The 22,231-nt window shown below is 63.4% G+C and carries 22 protein-coding genes; 1 reads left to right on the forward strand and 21 read right to left on the reverse strand.

What is annotated here, in order from left to right; all coding sequences use genetic code 11:
* Positions 1–26: 26 nt before the first annotated feature.
* From P9250_RS14910 to P9250_RS14970, 13 genes are all read right to left on the reverse strand, one after another.
* Positions 27–1,829, reverse strand: a complete 1,803-nt coding sequence (locus tag P9250_RS14910) for an FAD-dependent oxidoreductase (RefSeq protein ID WP_310393756.1) — start codon at positions 1,827–1,829, stop codon at positions 27–29.
* A complete protein-coding gene (locus P9250_RS14915; RefSeq protein ID WP_409014902.1) occupies positions 1,826–2,950 on the reverse strand; it encodes a DedA family protein/thiosulfate sulfurtransferase GlpE in 1,125 nt (374 codons plus the stop codon). Before P9250_RS14915 ends, P9250_RS14910 begins: the two co-directional genes overlap by 4 nt.
* Before the next feature lie 271 nt (positions 2,951–3,221).
* Complete coding sequence (gene denD, locus P9250_RS14920; RefSeq protein ID WP_309959350.1) at positions 3,222–4,187, reverse strand: D-erythronate dehydrogenase; 966 nt, start codon at positions 4,185–4,187, stop codon at positions 3,222–3,224.
* 13 nt (positions 4,188–4,200) lie between these two features.
* Entirely contained in the window at positions 4,201–4,989 is a 789-nt protein-coding gene (gene otnI / locus P9250_RS14925; RefSeq protein ID WP_310393760.1) for a 2-oxo-tetronate isomerase, read from the reverse strand.
* Positions 4,990–5,127: 138 nt separating this feature from the next.
* A complete protein-coding gene (locus P9250_RS14930) occupies positions 5,128–5,769 on the reverse strand; it encodes an aldolase (RefSeq protein WP_244829741.1) in 642 nt (213 codons plus the stop codon).
* Complete coding sequence (gene otnK, locus P9250_RS14935) at positions 5,769–7,055, reverse strand: 3-oxo-tetronate kinase (RefSeq protein WP_310393762.1); 1,287 nt, start codon at positions 7,053–7,055, stop codon at positions 5,769–5,771. The genes P9250_RS14930 and otnK overlap by 1 nt, the downstream gene beginning before the upstream one ends.
* Positions 7,055–7,948, reverse strand: coding sequence for an L-threonate dehydrogenase (ltnD, locus tag P9250_RS14940; protein ID WP_310393764.1), 894 nt, complete (start codon positions 7,946–7,948; stop codon positions 7,055–7,057). The genes otnK and ltnD overlap by 1 nt, the downstream gene beginning before the upstream one ends.
* A gap of 28 nt (positions 7,949–7,976) precedes the next feature.
* Positions 7,977–8,681: a FadR/GntR family transcriptional regulator gene (locus P9250_RS14945; protein WP_244829740.1), complete on the reverse strand. Its 705-nt coding sequence runs from the start codon at positions 8,679–8,681 to the stop codon at positions 7,977–7,979.
* A gap of 91 nt (positions 8,682–8,772) precedes the next feature.
* Positions 8,773–9,111: a thioredoxin family protein gene (locus P9250_RS14950; protein WP_250466457.1), complete on the reverse strand. Its 339-nt coding sequence runs from the start codon at positions 9,109–9,111 to the stop codon at positions 8,773–8,775.
* Between the two features lie 93 nt (positions 9,112–9,204).
* The gene (locus P9250_RS14955; RefSeq protein ID WP_250493072.1) at positions 9,205–9,732 is read right to left on the reverse strand and encodes a chromate transporter; all 528 of its coding nucleotides are present in this window, start codon (positions 9,730–9,732) and stop codon (positions 9,205–9,207) included.
* Positions 9,729–10,295 (reverse strand): chromate transporter, encoded by a 567-nt coding sequence (locus P9250_RS14960; protein WP_244829081.1) that lies wholly within the window; start codon positions 10,293–10,295, stop codon positions 9,729–9,731. Before P9250_RS14960 ends, P9250_RS14955 begins: the two co-directional genes overlap by 4 nt.
* A 160-nt stretch (positions 10,296–10,455) precedes the next feature.
* Entirely contained in the window at positions 10,456–11,388 is a 933-nt protein-coding gene (gene panE, locus P9250_RS14965) for a 2-dehydropantoate 2-reductase (protein WP_310393766.1), read from the reverse strand.
* Between the two features lie 45 nt (positions 11,389–11,433).
* Positions 11,434–11,814 carry a hypothetical protein gene (locus tag P9250_RS14970; RefSeq protein WP_310393767.1) on the reverse strand — a complete coding sequence of 127 codons (381 nt, stop codon included), beginning with the start codon at positions 11,812–11,814 and terminating at the stop codon, positions 11,434–11,436.
* 291 nt (positions 11,815–12,105) lie between these two features.
* On the opposite strand from P9250_RS14970, the gene gndA reads away from it, so the two are divergent.
* Positions 12,106–13,512 (forward strand): NADP-dependent phosphogluconate dehydrogenase, encoded by a 1,407-nt coding sequence (gndA, locus tag P9250_RS14975; RefSeq protein WP_244829078.1) that lies wholly within the window; start codon positions 12,106–12,108, stop codon positions 13,510–13,512.
* A gap of 59 nt (positions 13,513–13,571) precedes the next feature.
* On the opposite strand, the gene P9250_RS14980 is transcribed toward gndA, so the two are convergent.
* The 8 genes from P9250_RS14980 to P9250_RS15015 form a co-directional block, all read right to left on the reverse strand.
* The gene (locus tag P9250_RS14980) at positions 13,572–14,072 is read right to left on the reverse strand and encodes a DUF4411 family protein (RefSeq protein ID WP_244829077.1); all 501 of its coding nucleotides are present in this window, start codon (positions 14,070–14,072) and stop codon (positions 13,572–13,574) included.
* A gap of 2 nt (positions 14,073–14,074) precedes the next feature.
* Positions 14,075–15,241, reverse strand: coding sequence for an XRE family transcriptional regulator (locus tag P9250_RS14985; protein ID WP_310393770.1), 1,167 nt, complete (start codon positions 15,239–15,241; stop codon positions 14,075–14,077).
* A gap of 161 nt (positions 15,242–15,402) precedes the next feature.
* Positions 15,403–16,527 (reverse strand): Gfo/Idh/MocA family oxidoreductase, encoded by a 1,125-nt coding sequence (locus P9250_RS14990; RefSeq protein ID WP_310393772.1) that lies wholly within the window; start codon positions 16,525–16,527, stop codon positions 15,403–15,405.
* Positions 16,524–17,585 carry a sugar phosphate isomerase/epimerase gene (locus P9250_RS14995; protein WP_250466453.1) on the reverse strand — a complete coding sequence of 354 codons (1,062 nt, stop codon included), beginning with the start codon at positions 17,583–17,585 and terminating at the stop codon, positions 16,524–16,526. The genes P9250_RS14990 and P9250_RS14995 overlap by 4 nt, the downstream gene beginning before the upstream one ends.
* Before the next feature lie 54 nt (positions 17,586–17,639).
* Positions 17,640–18,602, reverse strand: coding sequence for a substrate-binding domain-containing protein (locus P9250_RS15000; protein WP_244829073.1), 963 nt, complete (start codon positions 18,600–18,602; stop codon positions 17,640–17,642).
* A gap of 28 nt (positions 18,603–18,630) precedes the next feature.
* Positions 18,631–19,647: an ABC transporter permease gene (locus P9250_RS15005; protein ID WP_244829072.1), complete on the reverse strand. Its 1,017-nt coding sequence runs from the start codon at positions 19,645–19,647 to the stop codon at positions 18,631–18,633.
* Positions 19,628–21,115, reverse strand: coding sequence for a sugar ABC transporter ATP-binding protein (locus P9250_RS15010; protein ID WP_244829071.1), 1,488 nt, complete (start codon positions 21,113–21,115; stop codon positions 19,628–19,630). The genes P9250_RS15005 and P9250_RS15010 overlap by 20 nt, the downstream gene beginning before the upstream one ends.
* A 2-nt stretch (positions 21,116–21,117) precedes the next feature.
* Positions 21,118–22,140: a LacI family DNA-binding transcriptional regulator gene (locus P9250_RS15015; RefSeq protein ID WP_244829070.1), complete on the reverse strand. Its 1,023-nt coding sequence runs from the start codon at positions 22,138–22,140 to the stop codon at positions 21,118–21,120.
* Positions 22,141–22,231: the final 91 nt, after the last annotated feature.

The following is a 22,231-nucleotide window of genomic DNA, read 5'->3' on the forward strand; positions in this document are numbered from 1 at the left end:
AGCCCCGCGAATGCGGGGCTTTTTCATCAAGCAACCGGTGCAGGCACCGCCTGTCGCCGTGCGAGCAAGCCGTGTATCTGCGCGACGACCGCCGCACCCTCGCCGACCGCGGCCGCCACGCGCTTGGTCGAACTCGAGCGGACATCGCCGATGGCGAACACGCCCTGCACGCTCGTCTCCAGCATCATCACGCCTTGCGTGCGGCCCTCGTGCGCTTCCGGCCCGGTCAGCACGAAACCCTTTTCGTCCGTGTTGACGTTGCAATTGGTCAGCCAGTCCGTGTTCGGGTCCGCGCCCGTGAAGAGAAACAGATGCCGCGATTCGAGCCGCAACGGCCCCTCCGGCGTCTTGCAGACGACGGCGCTCAACATGCGATCGTCGCCTTCGAGCGAGGTAATCTCCGTATGCGTGCGCACCGTCACGTTCGGCAAGGACGCAATGCGCTCGATCAGATAATGCGACATGCTGGCCGCGAGCCCCGCGCCGCGAATCAGCACATCCACGTGCTTTGCGTGCGAAGCGAGATACACGGCCGCCTGTCCCGCCGAGTTACCGCCGCCGACCAGCACCACTTCCGAGTTCTTGCACAACTTGGCCTCGACCGGCGACGCCCAGTAATACGTGCCATGCCCTTCGTACTTTTCGAGCCCGGCGATGGCCGGCCGCCGATATGCCGCGCCCGATGCAATCACCACCGTCTGCGTCGCCACGCACGTGCCGTTCTCGAGTTCGATCCGAATGGGCGTCGCACCGCAATGCAGCGCCTTGATGCGCGTGGGAATGGCGATATGCGCGCCGAACTTCTGCGCCTGCACGAACGCGCGTCCGGCAAGCGCTTGCCCTGAAATACCGGTCGGAAAACCGAGATAGTTTTCGATACGCGAACTCGCGCCCGCTTGTCCGCCCGGCGCGCGACAGTCGAACACGGCAACCGACAATCCCTCCGACGCCGCATACACCGCCGTGGCGAGCCCGGCCGGTCCCGCGCCGACGATCGCGACATCGTAGACATGGCTCGGATCGAATTCCGGCAGCCAGCCGAGTTGCGTCGCCACCTGGTTCTCGGTCGGCGCGCGCAATACGGTGCCGTCCGGGCAGATCACCAGCGGAAAGTCGGCTTTAGAAGCCGAGATGCGTTCGAGCAGCGCGATGGCATCGGGATCGGTACACGCGTCGATTACCGTGTGCGGATGGCCGTTGCGCCGCAAGAAACCTTGCAGCGAAACCAGACGCCCATCGTCGGACTGGCCGAGCAGCACCGGTCCGCTGCCTTTTTCGATCAAGCCGACGCGCCGCAGAATCAGCGCCCGCATGATGCGCTCGCCCAGTTCCGCTTCCGCGACGAGCAGCGCGCGCAGACGCTCGGGCGGGATCACCACGCCTTCGACATCCTCGGCGGCCATGCCATCGACGAGACACGGCTTGCCCGAAAGCTGCGCCACTTCCGCCAGAAAATTGCCCGGACCATGCTCGACAACCAGATGCACGCGGTCGAGCGCATCGCGCCGCGTCACGCGCACCGAACCGCTCAGCACGATCACCATGCCGCGCCCGAGATCGCCCGTGCGAAAGAGCCACTCGCCCTTGCGCCAGCGCGCCGCGCTGCCGAAGCGGATCATGCGTTCGATCTCGTTCGCCGTGAGGATAGGGAACATCTGATGCATACGCGAATTCAGCGGCGAATATGGCGCGTTTTCATCCGCTGCCGCAGGCTCGACGACGGTCGTCGACGGAACGACGTTCGGATCTTCCGACGACGGCACACGCGCGCTCCATGCCACGACATTGGGCATGTCCGCGCCGTGCTCGTTGTTCGGGGTTGTACTCATGCGCGATCTCCGTGTGGAAAACCAGCTTCATGCAAGGATGCGGAGCCCGTGGATGCCGCCGTCGCGGAAGACGCGGCAGCCGATGCGCCCGGCGCCTGTTTCACGGGCCACGGGCACATTGCCGCCATCTCGGCGACTTCTTCCGGCGTGGCCGCGACGATCTGGCCGAACTCGGTCAGCTTCGCGACATCGAAGCCGGCGAGACGCCAGGCATCGAGCCCGCCCGTGAGCGGCACGACATCGTTGAAGCCCGCGTTGCGCATGGTCTTCGCCATCCACGCAGCGGACACTTCATTCGGGCACGAACAGTAGATGACGATCTTGCGCGACTTGTCGTAGTTTTCAATGATCTTCGCCAACTCGCGTTCATCGGCGAACACGGAGCCGGGAATCGTGAACGGATCGAGCATGCGCTTTTCCGGCGAGCGGATATCGAAGATCACCGGCACGGGTTCGTCGCGCATCATCGTGTAAAGCGTGTCCACGCTGATGCGCGCTTTTTCCAGCGTCGCCATGAGCGCGCGGCGACGCCACCAGCGATACGCCACATACACCGCGAGCAGCACCGCGACGACCATGATGGCCTGCCGGCCGAGCTGCGAAATCATGGCGAAGACCATTTCCAGTTCGGCCGCGAACAGCACGCCGACCGTAAGGCCAACCGTGCCCCACAGCGCAATGCCAAGACCGTCCCAGGTAATGAAGCTGCGCAGCTTCACGCCCATGGCGCCCGCGAGCGGCACGGACACGAGCGACAAACCGGGAATGAACTTCGCCACGAGCAGAATGCGCACGCCCCACCGGCCGAAGAAGCGCTCGGTTTTCTTGACGCAGGTATCGCGCGACAGCGAGAGCTTGCAGATGGTCTTGAGCGTGCGGTCGCCGTATTTGCGGCCGCCTTGGAACCAGACGAGATCGCCGATCACTCCGCCCGCGACCGCCACGCACAGAACACCGATAAGCGGTGGCCAGAACGCCGCGCCATTCACCGCCATTAGCGCGAAGGACGCGCCGACGACGATCATCGTTGGCATGGCGGGCACGGGCAGCCCGAGCGCCGCGCCCATCACATTGACGAATACGATCAACGGGCCGAATCGATCGACGAGCTGGTGGAGCAACATGGGATTCTCCGCGCAAGGGGCAGCCTGACGAGACGACGGGTTTTGCGCGTGGCGGCAGCGCGGATCGGCGCTGGAATGAGAAACGAGCAGGCTACCGCTCGTGGTTCACTGCGGTGCACGCGGCGCCGGACCGGCGTTCGTCACATTTAAGGGAGGAGTGTAGCGCGGAAAGGGGATACAAGCTTGCATCGTGCAACCTTTGAGGCGGTTGCCGGGTGCGCTGCGGGTTGGCTCGCGCGGACGCCGTAAACACGGCGTCCTGCCTCATTTAACCGCGCTGATCGGCGATATACGCGCGAATCACATCGGCGAAAGACTTGTCGCCCGTGAGCCCGAGTTCTTCAGCGCGCGCTGGATTCCACGCGCCCGGCCAGCTTCCCACGATCTTTTCGATGCGCGGCTCCGGCTCGAAGTCGATGCGCGCCACGACTTCATCGCCCGCGACTTCACGCAGCGCCGCGACCATCTCGTTCACGCTCACCGAAAGCCCCGGCAGATTGATCACCGGCCGAAGACCCAGCTTCGCGCGCTCGATCTCGCATCCGGCGATGAGCGCGTCCACCGCGCTTTTCGGCGAGAGCAGCCAGACGCGCGTGTCGCCATCGACGGGACATACCGAGCGCTCGCCATTGAGCGGCTCGCGGATGATGCCGCTCGCAAACGACGACGCCGCCGCGTTCGGTTTGCCCGGCCGCACGCTGATGGTCGGTAGGCGCAGCACGCGGCCATCGACGAAACCGCGCCGTGAGAAATCGGACAGCAGCAATTCCGCGATGGCCTTCTGCGTTCCATACGACGATTGCGGGTTGAGCGCGGTGTCGTCCTGCACGACTTCCGGCAGCGTTCCGCCATACACCGCGACCGAACTCGTGAACACGACGCGCGGCACGTGGCCCCGCGCGCGGCACACTTCGAGCAGCGCGCGCGAGGCATCGAGATTGATCTTCATGCCGAGGTCGAAGTCGGCTTCCGCCTGGCCGCTCACGATGGCCGCGAGATGAAAGATGGCTTCCGTCTTCGTATCGATGTAGCGCTCGAGCGTGGCCTTGTCCGAGATGTCGCCGGTTTCGGCTTTGACGCGCTTGTCGTCGAGAAGCGCGGCATCGCTCGGGCGCGCGACATCGAGCAGTACGAGTTCGGTGACCGGCTTGCCGTCGAGTTCGCCTTTTTCCAGCAGACGTTTGGCGAGCTTTTGCCCGAGGAAGCCTGCGCCTCCCGTGATGAGAACCTTCATGTCGTCTCCTTTTTTATAGGTAAGGCTTGAGCCAGCCGAGGCCCGCGGACGTACCCGCTTTCGGGCGATACTCGCAGCCAATGTAGCCTTCGTAGCCCAGCGAATCGATGAGATCGAACAGATACGGGTAGTTGAGTTCGCCCAGATCCGGCTCGTGTCGATCCGGCACGCCCGCAATCTGAATATGGCCGATGCCCGCGTTCCCGCGTTTCATGTCGCGCTTGAGTTTGACCGCGACATCGCCTTCCACGATCTGACAGTGATAGATGTCGAATTGCACTTGCAGATTCGGCGCGCCGATTTCATCGCAGATAGCCTGTGCTTCGTCCTGACGATTGAGGAAGAAGCCGGGAATGTCGCGCGTGTTGATCGGCTCGATCACGACATCCACGTTCGCCGATTCCGCCTGCTTCGCCGCATACGCGAGATTTTTCAGGTAGATCGCCTTGCGCTCCTCGCGCGACTCGCCGGGCTTGATGAGTCCCGCCATGAAGTGCAGTTTCTTATTGCCGAGCGCGGCGGTGTATTCGAGCGCCTGGTCCACGCTCTTCTTAAATTCGTCCTCGCGGCCCGGCAAGGACGCGATGCCGCGTTCGCCCGCGGCCCAGTCGCCCGGCGGCGCGTTGAAAAGCGCTTGCGTGAGGTTGTTGTCCTGCAATCGGGCTTTGATGTCCGATGCCGAAAAGTCATAGGGAAACAGGAATTCGACCGCCTTGAAGCCGTCTTTCGCGGCTGCGCCGAAGCGGTCGAGGAACTCGTGTTCCGGGTACATCATCGTGAGGTTGGCTGCAAAGCGGGGCATTGCGGTTGTCTCCTTTTCAATGCGTTCGATTCCGGGTCTTGACCACTAAAGTCAGCGCGTTACTTGCTCTTGGTTGCGGTCGCCGAGTGCCGCTGCGGCGTCGTTACCGCGCGCGGCCTTCGCAACCTCGCACGGCTCTCACCAACGCGCGCCGAACGTCGTGCGCAAATCCTCGAGCGCGCTGTCGGGCAACGGCGCAGGCCTCGGCATCGTCGATAAGTAAAGCTGCGCCGTCTCCTCCAGTTCCTCCAGCGCATACGACGCATGCGCCACCGACTTTTCCCACACCACCGGTCCGAGCCGCTCAAGCAAGACCGCGCGCACCGTCGATGCCAGCGCCGCCACTTCTTCCGCCACGGCCGGATCGCCCGGACGTCGATAGCGAATCAGCGGCACATGGCCGACTTTCATGACGTAGTACGGCGTGATCGGCGGCAACACGTCCTCGTTTTTCCAGACGCCCGCGAGCGTCAGCGCGACGAGATGCGTCGAATGCGTATGCACGACGCCGTGCGCATCCGCATTGTTCTCGTAGATGCGCCGATGCAGCGCCAGCGTCTTGGATGGCCGTCCGCCCGACACATGCTTGCCTTCCAGATCCACCTTCGCGATATCCGCCGGATCGAGCCGGCCGAGGCACGCGTCGGTCGGCGTGATGAGCCAGCCATCGTCGAGACGCGCGCTGATATTGCCCGCGCTGCCCACGGTATAGCGACGTTCGTACAAGCTCGCGCCCGTCACGCAGATTTCCTCGCGGATACGGTTTTCGTTCGACGACATCACGCCACCCCGTCCAGCGCCTTCAAGGCCTTCGCAAAGAAATCCGTCGTGCCGAAGTTGCCCGACTTGAGCGCAAGCGCGAGCGGCGCATCGTCTGCATTGGCGCCGATGGATTGCGTCGCGGGCACACCCGGATCGATCTGCGGCCCGATACGCAACGAACGCACGTCGAGCGCCTGCACGACCGCGCCCGATGTCTCGCCGCCCGCGACCACGAACTTGCGCACGCCTGCGTCGCGCAGTTGCCGCGCAATCGCGGCGAGCGCGTCTTCAACCAGCTGTCCCGCCTTCTCCACGCCCAGTTCCTTCTGCACGGCCTTTACGTCATCCGGCGAAGACGTTGCGTAGATGAGCACGGTTTCATCGCCATGACTGCGCGCGAATTCCAGCGCCTGATCGACGACCGCTTCGCCGCGCGACAGCGCCAGCGGATCGACGCGAAAACTCGGCTTCGACGCGCGCCACTCCGCGACCTGCGCATTCGTGGCCTTCGACGCGCTGCCCGCGAGCACCACCGACCTGCCTTCGATCTTCGGCAGCTCGCCCGCATCTTCCGCATGAGCAAGCAGATTCGCCGCGCGATAATTTTCCGGCAGTCCAAGCGCGATACCCGAGCCGCCCGTGATGAGCTTGAGGTCGCCGAGGGCGTCGCCGAGTACGAAGAGATCGGCGTCGGAAATGGCATCCGCGATAGCCAGGCGCACGCCATCCTTCTTCAGTTCGGCGATGCGCGCGCGTACCGCATCCGTGCCCTTCATGACCGTGTCGTAGCGAATCAGGCCGACCTTCGACTTCGTTTGCCGTTGCAGCACGCGCACGAGGTTGGGATCGGTCATTGGCGTGAGCGGATGGTTCTCCATGCCCGATTCATTCAGCAGCACGTCGCCGACGAAGAGGTTGCCGCGAAAGATCGTGCGGCCGTTCTCGGGAAACGCGGGGCAGGCAATGGTGAAGTCGTCGTTCAGCGCTTCGAGCAAGGCGTCCGCGACCGGGCCGATATTGCCCTTGTCGGTGGAATCGAAGGTCGAGCAATACTTGAAGATGAACTGGCGGCAGCCTTGCGCGCGCAGCCATTCGAGCGCTTCGAGCGACTGACGCACGGCGTCCTCGGCGGGAATCGTGCGCGATTTCAGCGCGACGATCAACGCGTCGGCTTCGATCTTCGTCCCGGCTGCCGGAACGCCGATGCTTTGCACCGTGCGCATGCCGCCGCGCACGAGCATGTTGGCGAGATCGGTCGCGCCGGTGAAATCGTCTGCGATGCAGCCAAGCAAGGCCTGCGCCATTATTTCGCTCCCTTCGGGACTTCGATGCCCGGAAAAATTTTGATGACTGCGGAATCGTCCTCGCCGCCGTGTCCGGCAGTCGAGGCCATCATGAACATCTGATGCGCGGCCGCCGAAAGCGGCAGCGGAAACTTCGACGTGCGGGCCGTATCGAGCACGAGGCCCAAGTCCTTCACGAAGATATCGACGGCGGATAGCGGCGTGTAGTCGCCCGAGAGAATGTGCGGCACGCGGTTCTCGAACATCCACGAATTGCCCGCGCTGTGCGTGATGACGTCGTAGAGGGCGTCCGGGTCCACGCCTTCGCGCAGGCCGAGCGCCATGGCTTCGGCGGCGGCGGCGATATGCACGCCCGCCAGCAATTGGTTGATGATTTTTACCTTCGAGCCCGCGCCGTGCTCCTCCGACAGCCGATACACCTTGCCCGCGATGGCATCGAGCACGTCTTCGCAGGCGGCGTAGGCATCGGCGGGGCCGGAGGTCATCATCGTCATTTCGCCGGATGCCGCCTTGGCGGCGCCGCCCGATACCGGCGAGTCCAGCATCAGCACGCCGGTTGCCGCGACGCGCTTGCCGAGCTCCACCGCGAAACCCGGCGCGACCGTCGCGCAGGCGAGCACGACGCTGCCCGGTTTCATCGCCGGGACCGCGCCGTTATCGCCGAATAGAACCGCTTCGGTTTGCGCGGCGTTCACGACCAGCGTGACGACGACCTCACACTTGCCGCCCATTTCGGCCGGCGACGCGCATGCATTGCCGCCTTCGGCCGTGAACGAATCGAGCGCTTGCTGGCGGACATCGCATGCATGCACGGCGAAGCCCGCGCGCAATAGCGAGCGCGCGACGCCCAGACCCATTGCGCCCAGCCCGATGACTCCCACGTTTCTTGACATAGCGTTCTCTTGATTTTCGATGAAGCGGTTAGCAAAGGCCCGCTTCCGCCAGTCGGCGCGCGGCGTTGTAGAGATGTGTCTGAGCGGCGTTGCGCGCGGCCATGGGGTCGCCGGCGCGAATGGCTTCGGCGATGGCGGCGTGTTCCTCGCGCACTTGGCGCGAGAAGTCTTCGCGCAGCGCTTCGTTGCCGCGCGTGACGATGGTTCCGGCTTCGAGGTACTGGCTCAGAAAAGCGAGCGTCTTGAGGAAATAGGGATTGCCCGTGGCGGTCGCGATCTCGCGATGGAACGCCACGTCTTCCGCCACGCCGTTCTGGCCGGCGCGCACGGCTTCATCGATACGAACGAGCGCGGCGTCGATAGCGGCCATTTGCTCGTCGGTGCGGCGCATCGCGGCTTCGGACGCGACTTCGGCTTCGATCGCCCGGCGCAGCGCGAGGATATGCAGCACGGAGCCCGGCTCGACGGCCTGCGCGTAGTCGATCCGCAACGGCCGAATGCCCGCGCGCTCGACGATGAAGACGCCACTGCCTTGCCGAGGTTCGACCATGCCTTCGTTTTTCAGCCGCGAAATGGCCTCGCGAATCACCGTGCGGCTCACGCCGAACTCCTGCGCGAGCACGGCTTCGGTCGGCAGCTTGCCGGTGGCGGTGAAACTGCCCTTCTCGATCAGCTTTTGCAATTGCTGCGCGACCGTATCGCTCAGGGCGCGGGACGGGATCTTTTCGAACATACGGATGGACGGCTCTTGTACGGTCATCGGGTCATCATACAAGTTTGCATCGCCGAGATCGTATCAGCTTTAACCCCTAGCCGGGAAGCGGCTACTGCTCCAAAGGATCGTCGATCAGCGCCAGCGCATCGCGTATTTCGGACGCGTCGCCGGGACGAACGAGCCGCGCGACTTCCTTGCCGCCTGTCATGAAAATGAGCGTCGGCCAAAGCTTGACGCGAAACGAGCGGCCGAGCGGTCGGCCGCTGCCGTCCTCGATCTTCATGTGACGGATATCGCGATGATCCTGGAACGCCTGCGCGATCAGCGGCTGCGCGGCGCGGCAGAAGCCGCACCAGTCGGTGCCGAATTCGATGACGACGGGCGCCGTCGATGCATCGAGTTCAGCGCGTTCCGGCGCGGTTTTCGCGTATTCGGTGGTCATGGTCATGGCTTCGTCCTGGCTGTCTTGTCCGGTTCGATTTCAGCAGAAAGTGCGCCCGCATGCTTGAGCCGGCCTTTGCGGACCGCGCTTACTGCCCGTTCACTGCCCGATCCCCGTCAGCCCGATCAGCGCTCCGCCCGCCAGCAACCACAGCGGATGCAGTTTCGTCTTGTACGACACGACCGCCACGACAGCGGTGATCGCGACCAGCATCCACGTCTGATCGGATGCCTCGGCGATCAGCAGCGCGCTCGCCGCCACGAGGCCCGCCGTGATCGGCACGAGACCGAGTTGCACATAGCGCCGCCACGGTCGGTCCTTGAACCGCTCCCACGCGTGCAGCGCGGCAATCGTCACGAGCGATGACGGCCCGAACTTCGCGATCGACGTGACCAGCACGCCCGGCCAGCCCGCGACATGCCAGCCGATCAGCGTGACGACCATCATGTTCGGCCCGGGCGCCGCCTGCGCCAGTGCAAAGAGCGCGGAAAAGTCGGCCTTCGTCATCCAGTCGTGTACTTGCACGACCTGCCGCTGCATCTCGGGAAGAATGGTGTTGCCGCCGCCGAACGCGAGCAGCGAGAGCTGGCTGAAGATGGCGGCGAGCGAAAGCAGATTCGCGATCATCGGCGCACCTTCCACGCAATGAGGACCGAGATCGGCGTGAGCACGAGCATCGACGGAAGCAAGGGCGTGCGCAGGAACGCGATGGCCGCGAGCATGACGAGCGCGATGACTGCCGCCTCGGGCTTCTTGCGCAGCGGCCACATGATCTTGATGGCCATCGCGATCAGCAGCCCGGCCGCCGCCGCCGCAAGCCCCGCGAACAGATGCGCGATACGAGGGTCCTGATGCGTGCGCTGATAGATGACGCCCAGCGCGATCACGATCAGCGACGGCCCGCCGATCAGCCCGAGCAGGCCCGCGAACGCGCCGGCCAGGCCACGAAAGCGCATGCCGATAGCCACCGACAGGTTGATCACGTTGCCGCCCGGCAGGAACTGGCAGAGGCCGAGGAGATCGGTGAACTCGTCGGCAGTCAGCCATTTGCGGCGTTCGACGATCTCGCGCCGCGCGAGCGGCAACGCGCCGCCGAACGCGGTGAGGCCGAGCGTGAGAAAGCCGGTGAAGATCTGCGAGACGGTGGGCGGCGCGGCGGTGCGGCCGGTGAGAGCGGGATCGGATGACATGAGGCGCGGGCGTGAACGTTCATCGGGAAAGCCGAAAGGGTACAGCGTCCCGATGTGCGCCAGAAGAGGTGTTTATCGTTGTGGGTTGATTGAAAGCGATGCGGTACGCATGGCGGTTCGCCGCTGCGAAGGCGAAGGCGAACGCGGCGCATCGCCGTCCTCAGCCAGCCAGCCGCGCCCGCCGCGCTTCGTAAGCCTTCAGATTCGCAAACGCGATTGCCAGCACGGAAGCGCCATCCACCGGCGTCTTGCGCCGCGCCAGCAAGTCGCCGACGATATGATCCGCTTCGATCCGCGCGCCGTTTTCCAGATCGCGCAGCATCGACGCCGTCATCAGCGAACCGCGGTCCGTGAAGTAACCGCGTGCACGCGTGACGAGCGCCTCGCCCGGCGAATGACCGTTATCGGCCGCGATCCCGCTGCATTCGTCGAAGAGACGACGCAACACATCATCGCCACCCGGCGCGCTCACGATGTCGCCAACGGGCGCGCGCATCAGGCACGTTCCCGTGGCGAGCGTCGCCAAAAAGACCCACTTCTCCCACATCGCCTGGAGAATGTCCTCGCTCACCTGCAGATCGAACCGCGCGTCGCTCAATTGCGCGGCGATTGTGTCGATGCGCGCCGAATGCCCGCCCGCGCGCTCGCCGATGGTCATCGACTGCATGTCGTTCAGATGGAGCACTTCGCCTTCACCGCCGAGCGTCGCGCCGATCACGCACTGCCCGCCGAGCACTTTTGCCGTGCCGAAGCGCGCATCGAGCACGTCGAGATGGCCCATGCCGTTCAGAAGCGGCAGGATGGCGGTGTCCGGTCCGACCGCGGGCGCGAACGAATCGATGGCGTTGGCCAGGTCATAAGCCTTGCAGCTCAGAATGACGAGATCGAACGGCTTATCGATGTCCCTTGTCAGCACGAGCGGCGGCGCGTCGAAATGGAGATCGCCGGCCGGACTTTTCACCACGAGGCCACTCTCGTGCAGCTTCTGCGCGCGGCGTTCGCGCACCAGAAAGGTCACGTCCCTGCCTGCTTCGAGTAACCGCGCGCCGAAGTATCCGCCGATGGCGCCCGCGCCCACTACCAGAATCCGCATGTCACGCTCCGTGTCGTTGATGGTGCTCGTGTTCGTGATCGTTCTTCACGCCTGCCAGACGCCATGACCCGCTTCGCGCAAGCCGATTGCAAGTTCCACTTCCATATCGCGCGCGCCCTCGTAGGGCATCGGGTTGTACATCTCATACAGATGCGGCAAGAGCCGCAAGCCGAAATCGCGCACGAAGCGGTTCGACTGAATGCCCGCCTTGTGCTTGTCGAAGCGCACGTCGGGATCGATTCCCGTCATGCCGACATAGACGAACGGCTTGCCCAACACGTAATCCGGATTCGCACGACGAAAGCGCGCCTCGTTCCAGACTGCGTCCGCCAGTTCGACGACGTAGACCGAATAATGATGCGCTCGCGCGCGCCGGGCCTGCGCCATGAATGAATTGCCTCGCGGCGTGCTGGTTGGGCTGGTCATTCTATGACGGCGCCGCGTGCGCTGCCCGAACGCCCTGCCGAGAGCGCGCTTTCCCTGCCGGATGGCGCTCAAAGTGGTAAATTCGGGTCGGTCTGCGTTCGCGTCAGCGGCCGCGCCGCCGGTAGAATTCCGGCCGCGCCGCAGCGCGTCGCACCGGGCCTTCAGCCGGCCCCGGCGCGATCCGCGCGTGAAGACGATCTCTTCATCCTGCGAACGCCGCATTTATCGATACGTTTCATCCCCGAAGCCTGCGCCACGAGCCGCGGGCTTCGGCCATCCGGAGATCAAGCAATGAGCAAGCAAGCTATCGGCGTAGTGGGCCTCGCCGTCATGGGCCGCAACCTGGCCTTGAATATCGAGAGCCGCGGCCACGCCGTTTCGGTCTACAACCGCAGCCGCGAAAAAACCGATGAACTGATTGCCGAACATCCCGACAAGAAGCTCGTGCCCGCGTACACGCTCGAAGAGTTCGTCCAGTCGCTCGAAACTCCGCGCCGCATTCTGTTGATGGTCAAGGCCGGTGCCGGCACGGATGCCACCATCGACGCGCTGCGTCCGCTGCTGGACAAGGGCGACATTCTCATCGACGGCGGCAATACGCATTTCACCGATACCATTCGCCGCAATCAGGACCTCGCGAAGTCGGGGCTGCATTTCATCGGCACGGGCGTGTCGGGCGGTGAGGAAGGCGCGCTCAAGGGCCCGTCGATCATGCCGGGCGGTCAGAAAGAAGCCTACGAACTCGTCGCACCGATCCTCACCGAGATCGCCGCGAAGGCGCCGGACGGCGAACCGTGCGTCGCGTACATGGGCCCGGACGGCGCGGGTCACTTCGTGAAGATGGTGCACAACGGCATCGAGTATGGCGATATGCAATTGATCGCCGAAAGCTACGACGTGCTGAAGCGCGTGGCGGGTCTGTCGAACGAAGAACTCGGCAAAGTGTATGTCGAGTGGAATCAGGGCGAGCTGGACAGCTATCTGATCGAAATCACGTCGAAGATTTTCTCGAAGAAAGACGACGAAACCGGCAAGGATCTCGTCGATGTCATTCTGGATCGCGCGGCGCAGAAAGGCACGGGCAAGTGGACGAGCCAGAACGCGCTCGATCTCGGCGCACCGTTGCCGCTGATTACCGAAGCGGTGTTCGCGCGTGTTTTGTCGTCGCTGAAGGATCAGCGCGTGAAGGCGAGCAAGGTACTCACCGGTCCGTCGCCGAAGTTCGACGGCGACCGTGAGGCATTTATCGAATCGGTGCGGCGTGCGCTGTATCTGAGCAAGATCGTTTCCTACGCGCAGGGCTTTGCGCAGTTGCGCGCGGCATCGGACGAATACGACTGGAACTTGCAGTACGGCACCATCGCCAAGATTTTCCGGGCGGGTTGCATTATCCGCGCGCGCTTCCTGCAGAAGATCACGGACGCATATGAGAAGGACGCGGGGCTAGCCAATTTGCTACTCGATCCGTATTTCAGCGATATCGCCGCGAAGTACCAGGACGCATTGCGCGATGTCGTCGTGGCGGCGGTGAAGGCGGGCGTGCCGGTGCCGGCGTTTTCATCGGCGGTGGCGTATTTCGACAGCTACCGGTCGGAAACACTGCCGGCGAATCTCGTGCAGGCGCAGCGGGACTTTTTCGGTGCGCATACGTTCGAGCGCACGGATAAGCCGGGAAGCTTTCACGCTAACTGGGCTTGAGGGTGCTGGTTTGAGTTGAAGCGGGGCGGCTCTTTTGGAGCCGCCTTTTTTTTGATGGTTCAGGCCGCACGCGCCCAGCCAAAAGAAATTCGAAGCTCGCGCAAGATGTCGAACGTGTCGCGAATCGGCACGCCGAAATTGACGCAGACATTCGGAATCTTTACTTTGGTCGTGTGCTCGTGGAAACGTTCGTGGGTCGCAACGCCGCAACCCATCGTTCGGGCTTTCGCAATGAGCCACGGGTCCGCGCCGCCAAGGAACTGATCTCTGCTCGGCCGGGTGTATCGGTCAATTGATTCGATATGCTGAACGATTTCGATAAAAGAAGATTGAGTTTCTTCGTCTGTCACATCCACGAACCAACCGGTTCCGCGCCGCGCCTCGATCCACTCCGCAAGACTGTCTCCCTTGCCCGCGAGTTCGTCGTAGACTTCGCCGATGCTCGCAATCAGCCCTTTCGCATTCGCGTCGTCCAGCCAATCCCAGAAGCCGGGGCAAATATCGCTTGCATAATACCGATTCTGCGCCTCGATAAAAATGTTGCTGTCCAACAGATACATGCTTACTTTTCCCCGTACACACTGTCCGCAAGTTGTCTGAGCTTTGCAGGACTGATTCCAAGCATGCTGCCTGCGTCGCGCAGCAACATGCGGCCTTCGAGAGCCGATTCCAGTACCGCCTTCGTGAGTAACTTGCTGTTTCTGACCGCCAGCGTCTTGTAGGCATTGCCGCCGCTAGTCCTGCGCGCTCCGGCCGCGGCCCAGTCTCGACGTTCGGATTCGTAGAAGCGGCTGAATTCGTCCCACGTCGCGAAGCGCAGTTCGACCGCGCGACGACCGATCACGATTCCGCTTACCTTGAACATTCGCGCGAGCTCGCGCACTTGCGCTGCGAAGTCCTGACGCGGCGTCCAGCGGCCGCGAAGCTCCTCGGCGGAAACGAGGAATTCGGCCGCGGCAGCGTTGCATTGACGTTCGATGTCGCTATAGCGCGCCGCGACGTCCCCGAGCCGCTCGTTGGATATACCGCTCGCCCCGAGCCAGATATGAGCCAGTTCGTGTATCACCGTGAAGATCTGGGCGGCCTTTGCGTCCCTCGCATTCACGAAGATGACGGGCGCAAGTTCATCGGCAATGGCGAAGCCACGAAACTCATCGACCGAAAGCGGACGATGCGTATTGTTCCCGACGATTCCCGAACGCATGACGAGAACGCCCGCCGCCTCGATGCGCCCGATCAACAAGCGCAAGTAGTCTTCCCAGTTGCCGCTTTCGGCGCGATCCTGCGCGGTTATCTTCAGCGCGCGTTTCATATTGGCCGCGACGGTGGTAGCGGGGATGCGCATGTCGAGCCGTCCGGGAAAATCTAGCGATGGCTCGCCCTGCTGCTGCCGGTATTCCCTGAACCACGCTTGCTTCCTCAAGACGTCGTTTAGCAACTCGCGGAAATTCGTGCTGAGCGGCTTGACCGGACCATCGCCGACGGTCCGGAAATCTACAATGGGCAGGGGTTCTTCAGGCGGCTCGGCAAGATAGAGGTAGCCAAAGGGTATATGCGTAAGCTCCGCAATCCGCTTGGCCTGCCTGAAGGTAGGCATTCGCACGCCGGCTTCCCACGAAGAGACGCGTGCAGCCGGTGTTCCCAGCTTGTCGGCCAGTGCAGGCGCGTCGATACCCGAACGCTCGAGCGCCCAGGAAAGTATCGCGGGATTGATTCGTGCCTCGGTCATTACAGGGAGTGTCGCTGCCACCTGCTGCCACCTCGATTGCGTCAAACGATGCTCAAGGTCCGGCCGCTAAGGAAACGCCTTGATCGTCATTCAGGAATGAATGACAAGAGCCTACCATTGGAAATAGCACTGTGTCGTTGACTTGAAGCAGGCACACCGCTTCAGTCAGATACCTCCACCCAAGCCCCATCCCTCCCACTACTCCTCAACACCGCCTCCACGAACCTCAACCCCGCGACGCCATCCTCGACCGTGGTCAACCAGTCATCCCCCTGCGTCGTCCCGCTAGCGATACACGCAGCCGCATCCGTATAAAGCTGCGCGAACGCCTCCAGATACCCTTCCGGATGCCCCGCCGGAACCCGCGTCGCGTGCAGCGCCTCGGCGCTTTGCACGCGTCCGCGCGTGATTCGCTGCGACGCGCCGCCCACCGGCGTGAACCACAATTCGTTCGGCTCCTGCTGATCGAACATCAAACCGGCCTTCGTGCCATAAACGCGCAAGCGCAACGCGTTCTCTTCGCCCGCCGCGACCTGGCTCGCCCACAATATGCCGCGCGCGCCGTTCGCGTAGCGCAGCATCGCTTGCACGTGATCGTCGATACGCCGCCCCGCCACGAACGTCGTCACTTCCGCCGCCAACTCCGACGGCCGCATCCCCGTCACATAGTCGGCAAGCTGATACGCGTGCGTGCCGATATCGCCGAGGCATCCCGCCGGCCCCGCGAGCGCGGGATCGGTGCGCCACACGGCCTGACGGTTCGCCTGCGTTTCCACCGGCAACGAAAGCCAGTCCTGCGCATATTCGACCTGCACCACGCGGATATCGCCGAGCAATCCCTGCCGCACCATGCCGCGCGCATGCCGCACGAGCGGATAGCCCGTGTACGTGTATGTCACCGCGAACACCAGCCCCTTGTCGCGCGCGAGCTTTTGCAGCGCCTCGCCTTCGGCCAGCGATACCGCGAGCGGCTTGTCGCAGATCACGTGGATGCCGGCTTCGAGAAACGCCGTGGCAATGGGCGCATGCAGATGATTCGGCGTGACGATAGCCACCGCTTCCACGCCGTCCGAACGCCCCGCCTCGACGCGCGCCATTTCGCGATAATCGCCATAGCTGCGCGGCAAACCGATTGCCGATGCGCTCGCCGCCGCGCGCCGTGGGTCCGATGACAACGCGCCCGCCACCAGCTCATAACGGTCGTCGAGCCGCGCCGCGATCCGGTGCACCGCGCCGATAAACGCGCCCTCGCCGCCGCCGACCATGCCCAGCCGCACGCGCTTCATCGCGTTTCTCCCATGCCGAGCACGCCGCGCAACTGCTCGCGATTCGCGCCGCTGCCCGCGAAGTCGTCGAAGGCGCGTTCGGCCACGCGGATGATGTGATCGCGGATAAACACCGCGCCTTCGCGCGCGCCGTCTTCCGGATGCTTCAACGCGCATTCCCATTCGAGCACGGCCCAGCCTGGGAAATCGTATTGCGCCATCTTCGAGAAGATCGCCTTGAAGTCGATCTGCCCGTCGCCTAACGAGCGAAAGCGCCCGGCGCGCTCGACCCATCCCGAATATCCGCCGTACACGCCTTGGCGGCCATTCGGCCGGAACTCCGCGTCCTTCACATGAAACGCCTTGATGCGCGCGTGATAGATGTCGATGAACGCCAGATAATCGAGTTGCTGCAAAACGAAGTGACTCGGATCGAACAGGATATTCGCGCGCGGATGGTCATCCACCGCCGCGAGAAAGCGCTCGAAGGTCACGCCATCGTGGAGGTCTTCGCCGGGGTGCAGTTCGTAACACACGTCGACGCCCGCGTGCTCGAACTCATCGAGGATCGGTCGCCAGCGCGCGGCAAGTTCCTCGAATGCGGCTTCGACGAGACCCGCCGGACGCTGCGGCCACGGATAGAAATACGGCCACGCGAGCGCGCCCGAAAAGGTCACATGCGCGGCGAGCCCGAGCCGTTTCGATGCCGCCGCCGCGTACTTCAATTGCCCGATCGCCCATTCGGTGCGCGCGGCCGGATCGCCTCGCACATGGGGCGCGGCGAAGCCATCGAACAAGGTGTCGTAGGCCGGATGCACCGCGACCAGTTGCCCTTGCAGATGCGTAGACAATTCGGTGATCGCGACGCCCGCATCCTCGACGGTGCGGCGAATGTCGTCGCAATAGGCATCGCTGGATGCGGCCTTCTCCAGATCGATCAGACGCGGATCCGCCGGCACCTGAATGCCCGCGTAGCCGAGTCCTTTCGCCCACGACGCGAGATGCGCGAGCGAGTCGAACGGCACGTCGTCGCCCATGAATTGCGCGAGAAAGATCGCGGGGCCCTTGATGGTCTTCATCTTTCGCCTCGATATTTGAACAACGCGAAGGGCCGGTCGAAACCGGCCCGCCACTCAGAACGGCGAGTTCGGGTAATAGAACTGCTTGGCGTTCTCCTTCGTGATGAGCACCGAGGGAATGATCGTGGTCGGCGGCAGCTTGTCGCCCTTCAGGCGCGCTTCGGCGGTGAGCTTGATCGCGTCGTAGATGAACTTCGGCGAGTACGAGACGTCGGCCTTTACGAGCTTGTCGCCATCCATGATGCGCTTGACCGCTTCCTTCGATCCCGCGCCGCCGAACACTTCCTTGATATCGGTGCGCTTTGCCTGCTCGATCGCCTTCAGTACGCCGATCATCATGTCGTCGTCGGCGGCCCACACGGCGTCGATGTGCTTGAAACGCGTGAGATAGTCCTGCATGGTCTTGAAGGCGTCGTCGCGATTCCAGTTGGCGTATTTCGCATCGAGAATCTTCATGTCCGGATGCTGCTTGATCACGCCTTCGAACGCGGCCCAGCGTTCATTGTCGAGGGTCGTCGGAATGCCGCGCAACGCGACGATATCGCCCTTGTTGTCCAGCGTCTTCGCGAGATATTCGGCGGGCAGCTTGCCGAACGCGGTGTTGTCGCCGGCGACGTACGCGTCCTGCGCGCTGGTGTCGGTCAAGCCGCGATCCACGACCGTCACGTATACACCTTTCTTCTTCACCTGCGCGACCGGCTGCGTGAGCGACGCCGATTCGAACGGGAAAATCACGAGCGCATTGATCTTGTTGACCGTCACGAGATCCTGCAACTGGTTGGCCTGTTCGGGCGCGCCGGCCGCCGTCTTCACGATCACTTTGAGGTCGGGATGCGCCTTCTCCAGTTCCTTCTTCGCTTCGTTGGCCCACCAGACGATACCGCCCGTGAAGCCGTGCGTCGCGGTCGGAATGGCGACGCCGAGCACGACTTTATCGGCGGCGGATACGGACGTGGAAACGGCGAACGCGCTCGCCGTCAAGGTAAGCGCGGCGAGCGCGCGAAGCACGAGTTTCATGACGATGTCTCCTGTGTTTTAGATACTTCTATCGACGTCCACGCTGCAGGAAGGCCACGAAGATGATCACGGCGCCCTGCACCGCCGCATTCAGATACACGCTGATGATGCTAGTCAGGTTCAAGATGTTGTTGATGACCGAAAGCAGAATCGCGCCGATGACCGTGCCGATCACGCGCCCTTCGCCGCCTCTGAGCGCGGTGCCGCCTACCACCACGGCCGCGATAGCTTCGAGCTCCCACAAGAGGCCGGTGGTCGGCGTGGCCGAACCGAGCCGCGGCACGTAGAGCACGGTCGCGACCGCGACGCACAGTCCAAGCAGCACGTAGGTCGCGATCTTCACCTGATCCACGCGAATGGCCGCATAACGCGCAACCTGTTCGTTCGAGCCGATAGCCTGCACGTGACGCCCGAACACCGTGCGATTGAGCACGATAGCGCCGCCCGCCGCGACGATCAGGAACACCCAGATCGGCACGGGCACGCCGAAGAGACTCGCGTAATAGACCGGGCCGTAGAGATCGACGAGCGAATTGTCGAGCGTGAGCGCGCCGCCATCCGCGAGCCATGTCAGAAGCGCGCGAAACACGCCGAGCGTTCCCAGCGTGACGATGAACGGCTCGATGCGCCCCTTGGTCACGAGCAAGCCATGCGCGAGCCCGAACAACGCACCGAGCACGAGCGCCAGCACGATGCCGAGCGCGAGAATCGCGAGCGGCGGCACGGCATGTCCGCGCACGCCCTGCAGCAGCCCGTTCATCATGTAGATCATGCTGCCCGCGATGAGCGCGGCCATTGACCCGACCGACAGATCGATCCCGCCCGAGATGATGACGAAGGTCATCCCCACCGCGATGATGCCGATGAACGATGTGCGCGTGAGCACGTTCATGGCGTTGTCGAAAGTGGCGAAGTCGCCGTTTAGCATGGTTCCGCCGACGCAAAGCGCGATCAGCCCGATCAGCGGCCCGACGCCGAACAGTATGCGTGAGTAAGCGGCGAGGCGGCTTTCCTGCGCGGTGTCTTCAGTGTGTGCCGGTCGCATGCGCGATCAACCTCTCTTCGGTCAGGAGTTCCATGCCGAGCGTCGCGACGAGCTCGCCCGCGCGCATCACCGCGACGCGATGACAAAGCCCGATGAGTTCGATCAGCTCGGAAGAGATCACGATCACCGCGCGGCCTTCGGCGGCCAGGCGATGAATCAGGAAATAGATGTCGCGTTTGGCGCCGACATCGACGCCGCGCGTCGGTTCGTCGAGCACGATCACGCGCGGATCGGGATGCAGGAACTTGGCGAGCGCGAGCTTCTGCTGATTGCCGCCCGAGAGCATGCGCGCGCGGCTCTTCGCATTGCCCGTGCGTATGCCGAAGTCCTTCACGGCGACATCGAGCGCCACGCGTTCCGCGTGCATGTCGACGAGGGGATGCGCGTAGCGTTCCAGCGTCATCATCGTGAGATTGTCTTTCAACGCCATGTCGACATGCAGGCCGCGTCCCTTGCGGTCTTCGCTCAAGTAAGTGATGCCGTGACGCATGGCGTCGCGCGGGCTTTTGAGCTTCACGGTGCCATTTTCAATCGCGATGGTTCCCGCGCTCAGCGGCCGCAAACCCACGAGCGCTTCGAAGAGTTCCGTGCGTCCCGCGCCGACGAGACCCGCGAAGCCGAACACTTCGCCCGCGCGCACCGAGAAGCTCACGCCTTCCGCCCAGCCCGGCACCGACGCTTGATCGACCTTGAAGGCGACGGGCGCATCGGCGGCGAGCGGCGGCTTGTCCGGGAACATGTCAGAGACTTCGCGGCCGACCATCAGGTTCGCCATCTGATGACGCGTGATTTCATCGGTCGGCGAGCGCGCGACGAAGCGGCCATCGCGCATGACGATCACTTCGTCGGTCACGCGCTCCACTTCGTCAAGCTTGTGCGAGATATAGACGATGGTCACGCCCGCTTCCTTCAGCCGTGCCATCAGCGCAAAAAGACGCTGCGTTTCCGAAGGCGTGAGCGTCGCGGTGGGCTCGTCCATGATGAGCAGGCGCGCATTGCGCAGCATCGCCTTGGCAATCTCGACCAACTGCTTTTCCGCGACGATCAAGTCGCGCACGCGCGTGTCTGGGTTCTTGTGCAGGCCGACTTCGGTGAGCGCGTCGCGGGCGGCATCGCGCATGGCCGGTTCATCGAGAAAGAAGCCGCGCCGCAACTCGTGCCCGAGAAACATGTTCTGCGTGATGCTGAGATGATCCGCGAGGTTCAGTTCCTGGTGGATCAGCACGATGCCGGCATGTTCCGCTTCACGCGAACTTCTAAAGTCGGCTCGTCTTCCGTCGATCACCATCTCGCCTGCGTTGGCGCGCTCGTAGCCAGCGAGGATTTTCATGAGCGTGGACTTGCCCGCGCCGTTTTCGCCAAGCAAGCCGTGGATGCGTCCCGGCTTCAGATCGAAGCTCACGCCGTGCAGCACGCGCACCGGCCCGAACTGTTTTTCGATTCCCTCGAAGCGCACGGCAAGGCTCATTTTCACGCGCTCCTTCGTTGAATGAGTCGATGCGGCAGCAGCACGCCCGGCACGTCCGCGCGTGGATCGCGCAGGCGCTTGAGCAGCAGTTCCGCCGCCGTTTCACCGAGCGCCTGCATAGGCTGCGAGACAGTGGTAAGCGGCGGATAGACATGTGCGGCCACCGCGATATCGTCGAAGCCCACTACCGCGACATCTTCCGGTACGCGCAAGCCGACGCCGCGCAGACCGTTCATCACGCCGATGGCGAGCGTGTCAGAAACGGCGAAGATCGCGGTCGGTCTTGTGCGCTCGCCAAGCGAGGCAAGCTGCGTGGCCGCGCGTTCGCCGGCGTCGTAATCGAGGCTTTCGAGTTCGACCTGCCACGCCGGATTGGCTTCGATACCCGCGTCCCGAAGCGCATCGCGATAACCGGCCAGCCGCTGGCGTCCGTACAGATAGCCGTGTCCCGAGTTGATGAGCGCGATGCGTTCGTGTCCCTTGCCAAGCAGATACCGCACGACATCGCCCGCTGCAAGATGATTGTCGATGCCCACGTAAGGCACGCCCGCGCCCGGATCGAATTCGCAGCACGCAACCCACGGCAAGGTCGAGGCCTCTTCGGCAAGCGCCTTTTGCACGGCGGCGGGGTCGAGACAAATTGCGCCATCCGCGCGGCGTCCGCGTAACAGGTCGAAGTAACTGCGCTCGCGCAAGGGGTCGGCGCCGGTATCGCACATCAGCATGAAATAGCCGTTTTGTCGCGCCACGCTGTCGATGCCACGTACGATAGCCGCATAAAACGGATTGCCGAAGTCCGGCACCATGGTGAGCAGCAGACGGCTTTCCGCCGTGCGAAGATTGCGCGCAAGTTCGTTGATGCGGTAACCGCTCGCAGCGACCGCCACGCGCACTTTTTCGCGCGTCGTCTCGCGCACGTTCGCATGGCCGTTGAGCACGCGCGATACCGTCGCCACCGACACGCCCGCGCGCTCGGCGACATCCGCTATCGATACTTCCTCGCGTGTACGAACCGTATCCGACATGCTGCGCGCCACCGCGGCGAACGAGATGTAATGGATTACATTATTCGGCGCGAGACGCGCTTAAAGCAACCGGAATCGGCTAGGGATAAAC

Origin of the sequence: Caballeronia sp. LP006 (genome assembly GCF_031450995.1) — a bacterium.
In the GTDB taxonomy this organism is placed as follows: domain Bacteria; phylum Pseudomonadota; class Gammaproteobacteria; order Burkholderiales; family Burkholderiaceae; genus Caballeronia.

Coding starts and splice junctions, on each gene's coding strand:
- P9250_RS14910 (WP_310393756.1), bottom strand. CDS start 1,829: ATGAGTACAACCCCGAACAACGAGCACGGCGCGGACATGCCCAATGTC.
- denD (WP_309959350.1), bottom strand. CDS start 4,187: ATGAAGGTTCTCATCACGGGAGGCGCAGGCTTCCTCGGGCAAAAGCTC.
- otnI (WP_310393760.1), bottom strand. CDS start 4,989: ATGCCCCGCTTTGCAGCCAACCTCACGATGATGTACCCGGAACACGAG.
- P9250_RS14930 (WP_244829741.1), bottom strand. CDS start 5,769: ATGTCGTCGAACGAAAACCGTATCCGCGAGGAAATCTGCGTGACGGGC.
- otnK (WP_310393762.1), bottom strand. CDS start 7,055: ATGGCGCAGGCCTTGCTTGGCTGCATCGCAGACGATTTCACCGGCGCG.
- ltnD (WP_310393764.1), bottom strand. CDS start 7,948: ATGTCAAGAAACGTGGGAGTCATCGGGCTGGGCGCAATGGGTCTGGGC.
- P9250_RS14945 (WP_244829740.1), bottom strand. CDS start 8,681: ATGTTCGAAAAGATCCCGTCCCGCGCCCTGAGCGATACGGTCGCGCAG.
- P9250_RS14950 (WP_250466457.1), bottom strand. CDS start 9,111: ATGACCATGACCACCGAATACGCGAAAACCGCGCCGGAACGCGCTGAA.
- P9250_RS14955 (WP_250493072.1), bottom strand. CDS start 9,732: ATGATCGCGAATCTGCTTTCGCTCGCCGCCATCTTCAGCCAGCTCTCG.
- P9250_RS14960 (WP_244829081.1), bottom strand. CDS start 10,295: ATGTCATCCGATCCCGCTCTCACCGGCCGCACCGCCGCGCCGCCCACC.
- panE (WP_310393766.1), bottom strand. CDS start 11,388: ATGCGGATTCTGGTAGTGGGCGCGGGCGCCATCGGCGGATACTTCGGC.
- P9250_RS14970 (WP_310393767.1), bottom strand. CDS start 11,814: ATGACCAGCCCAACCAGCACGCCGCGAGGCAATTCATTCATGGCGCAG.
- gndA (WP_244829078.1), top strand. CDS start 12,106: ATGAGCAAGCAAGCTATCGGCGTAGTGGGCCTCGCCGTCATGGGCCGC.
- P9250_RS14980 (WP_244829077.1), bottom strand. CDS start 14,072: ATGTATCTGTTGGACAGCAACATTTTTATCGAGGCGCAGAATCGGTAT.
- P9250_RS14985 (WP_310393770.1), bottom strand. CDS start 15,241: ATGACCGAGGCACGAATCAATCCCGCGATACTTTCCTGGGCGCTCGAG.
- P9250_RS14990 (WP_310393772.1), bottom strand. CDS start 16,527: ATGAAGCGCGTGCGGCTGGGCATGGTCGGCGGCGGCGAGGGCGCGTTT.
- P9250_RS14995 (WP_250466453.1), bottom strand. CDS start 17,585: ATGAAGACCATCAAGGGCCCCGCGATCTTTCTCGCGCAATTCATGGGC.
- P9250_RS15000 (WP_244829073.1), bottom strand. CDS start 18,602: ATGAAACTCGTGCTTCGCGCGCTCGCCGCGCTTACCTTGACGGCGAGC.
- P9250_RS15005 (WP_244829072.1), bottom strand. CDS start 19,647: ATGCGACCGGCACACACTGAAGACACCGCGCAGGAAAGCCGCCTCGCC.
- P9250_RS15010 (WP_244829071.1), bottom strand. CDS start 21,115: ATGAGCCTTGCCGTGCGCTTCGAGGGAATCGAAAAACAGTTCGGGCCG.
- P9250_RS15015 (WP_244829070.1), bottom strand. CDS start 22,140: ATGTCGGATACGGTTCGTACACGCGAGGAAGTATCGATAGCGGATGTC.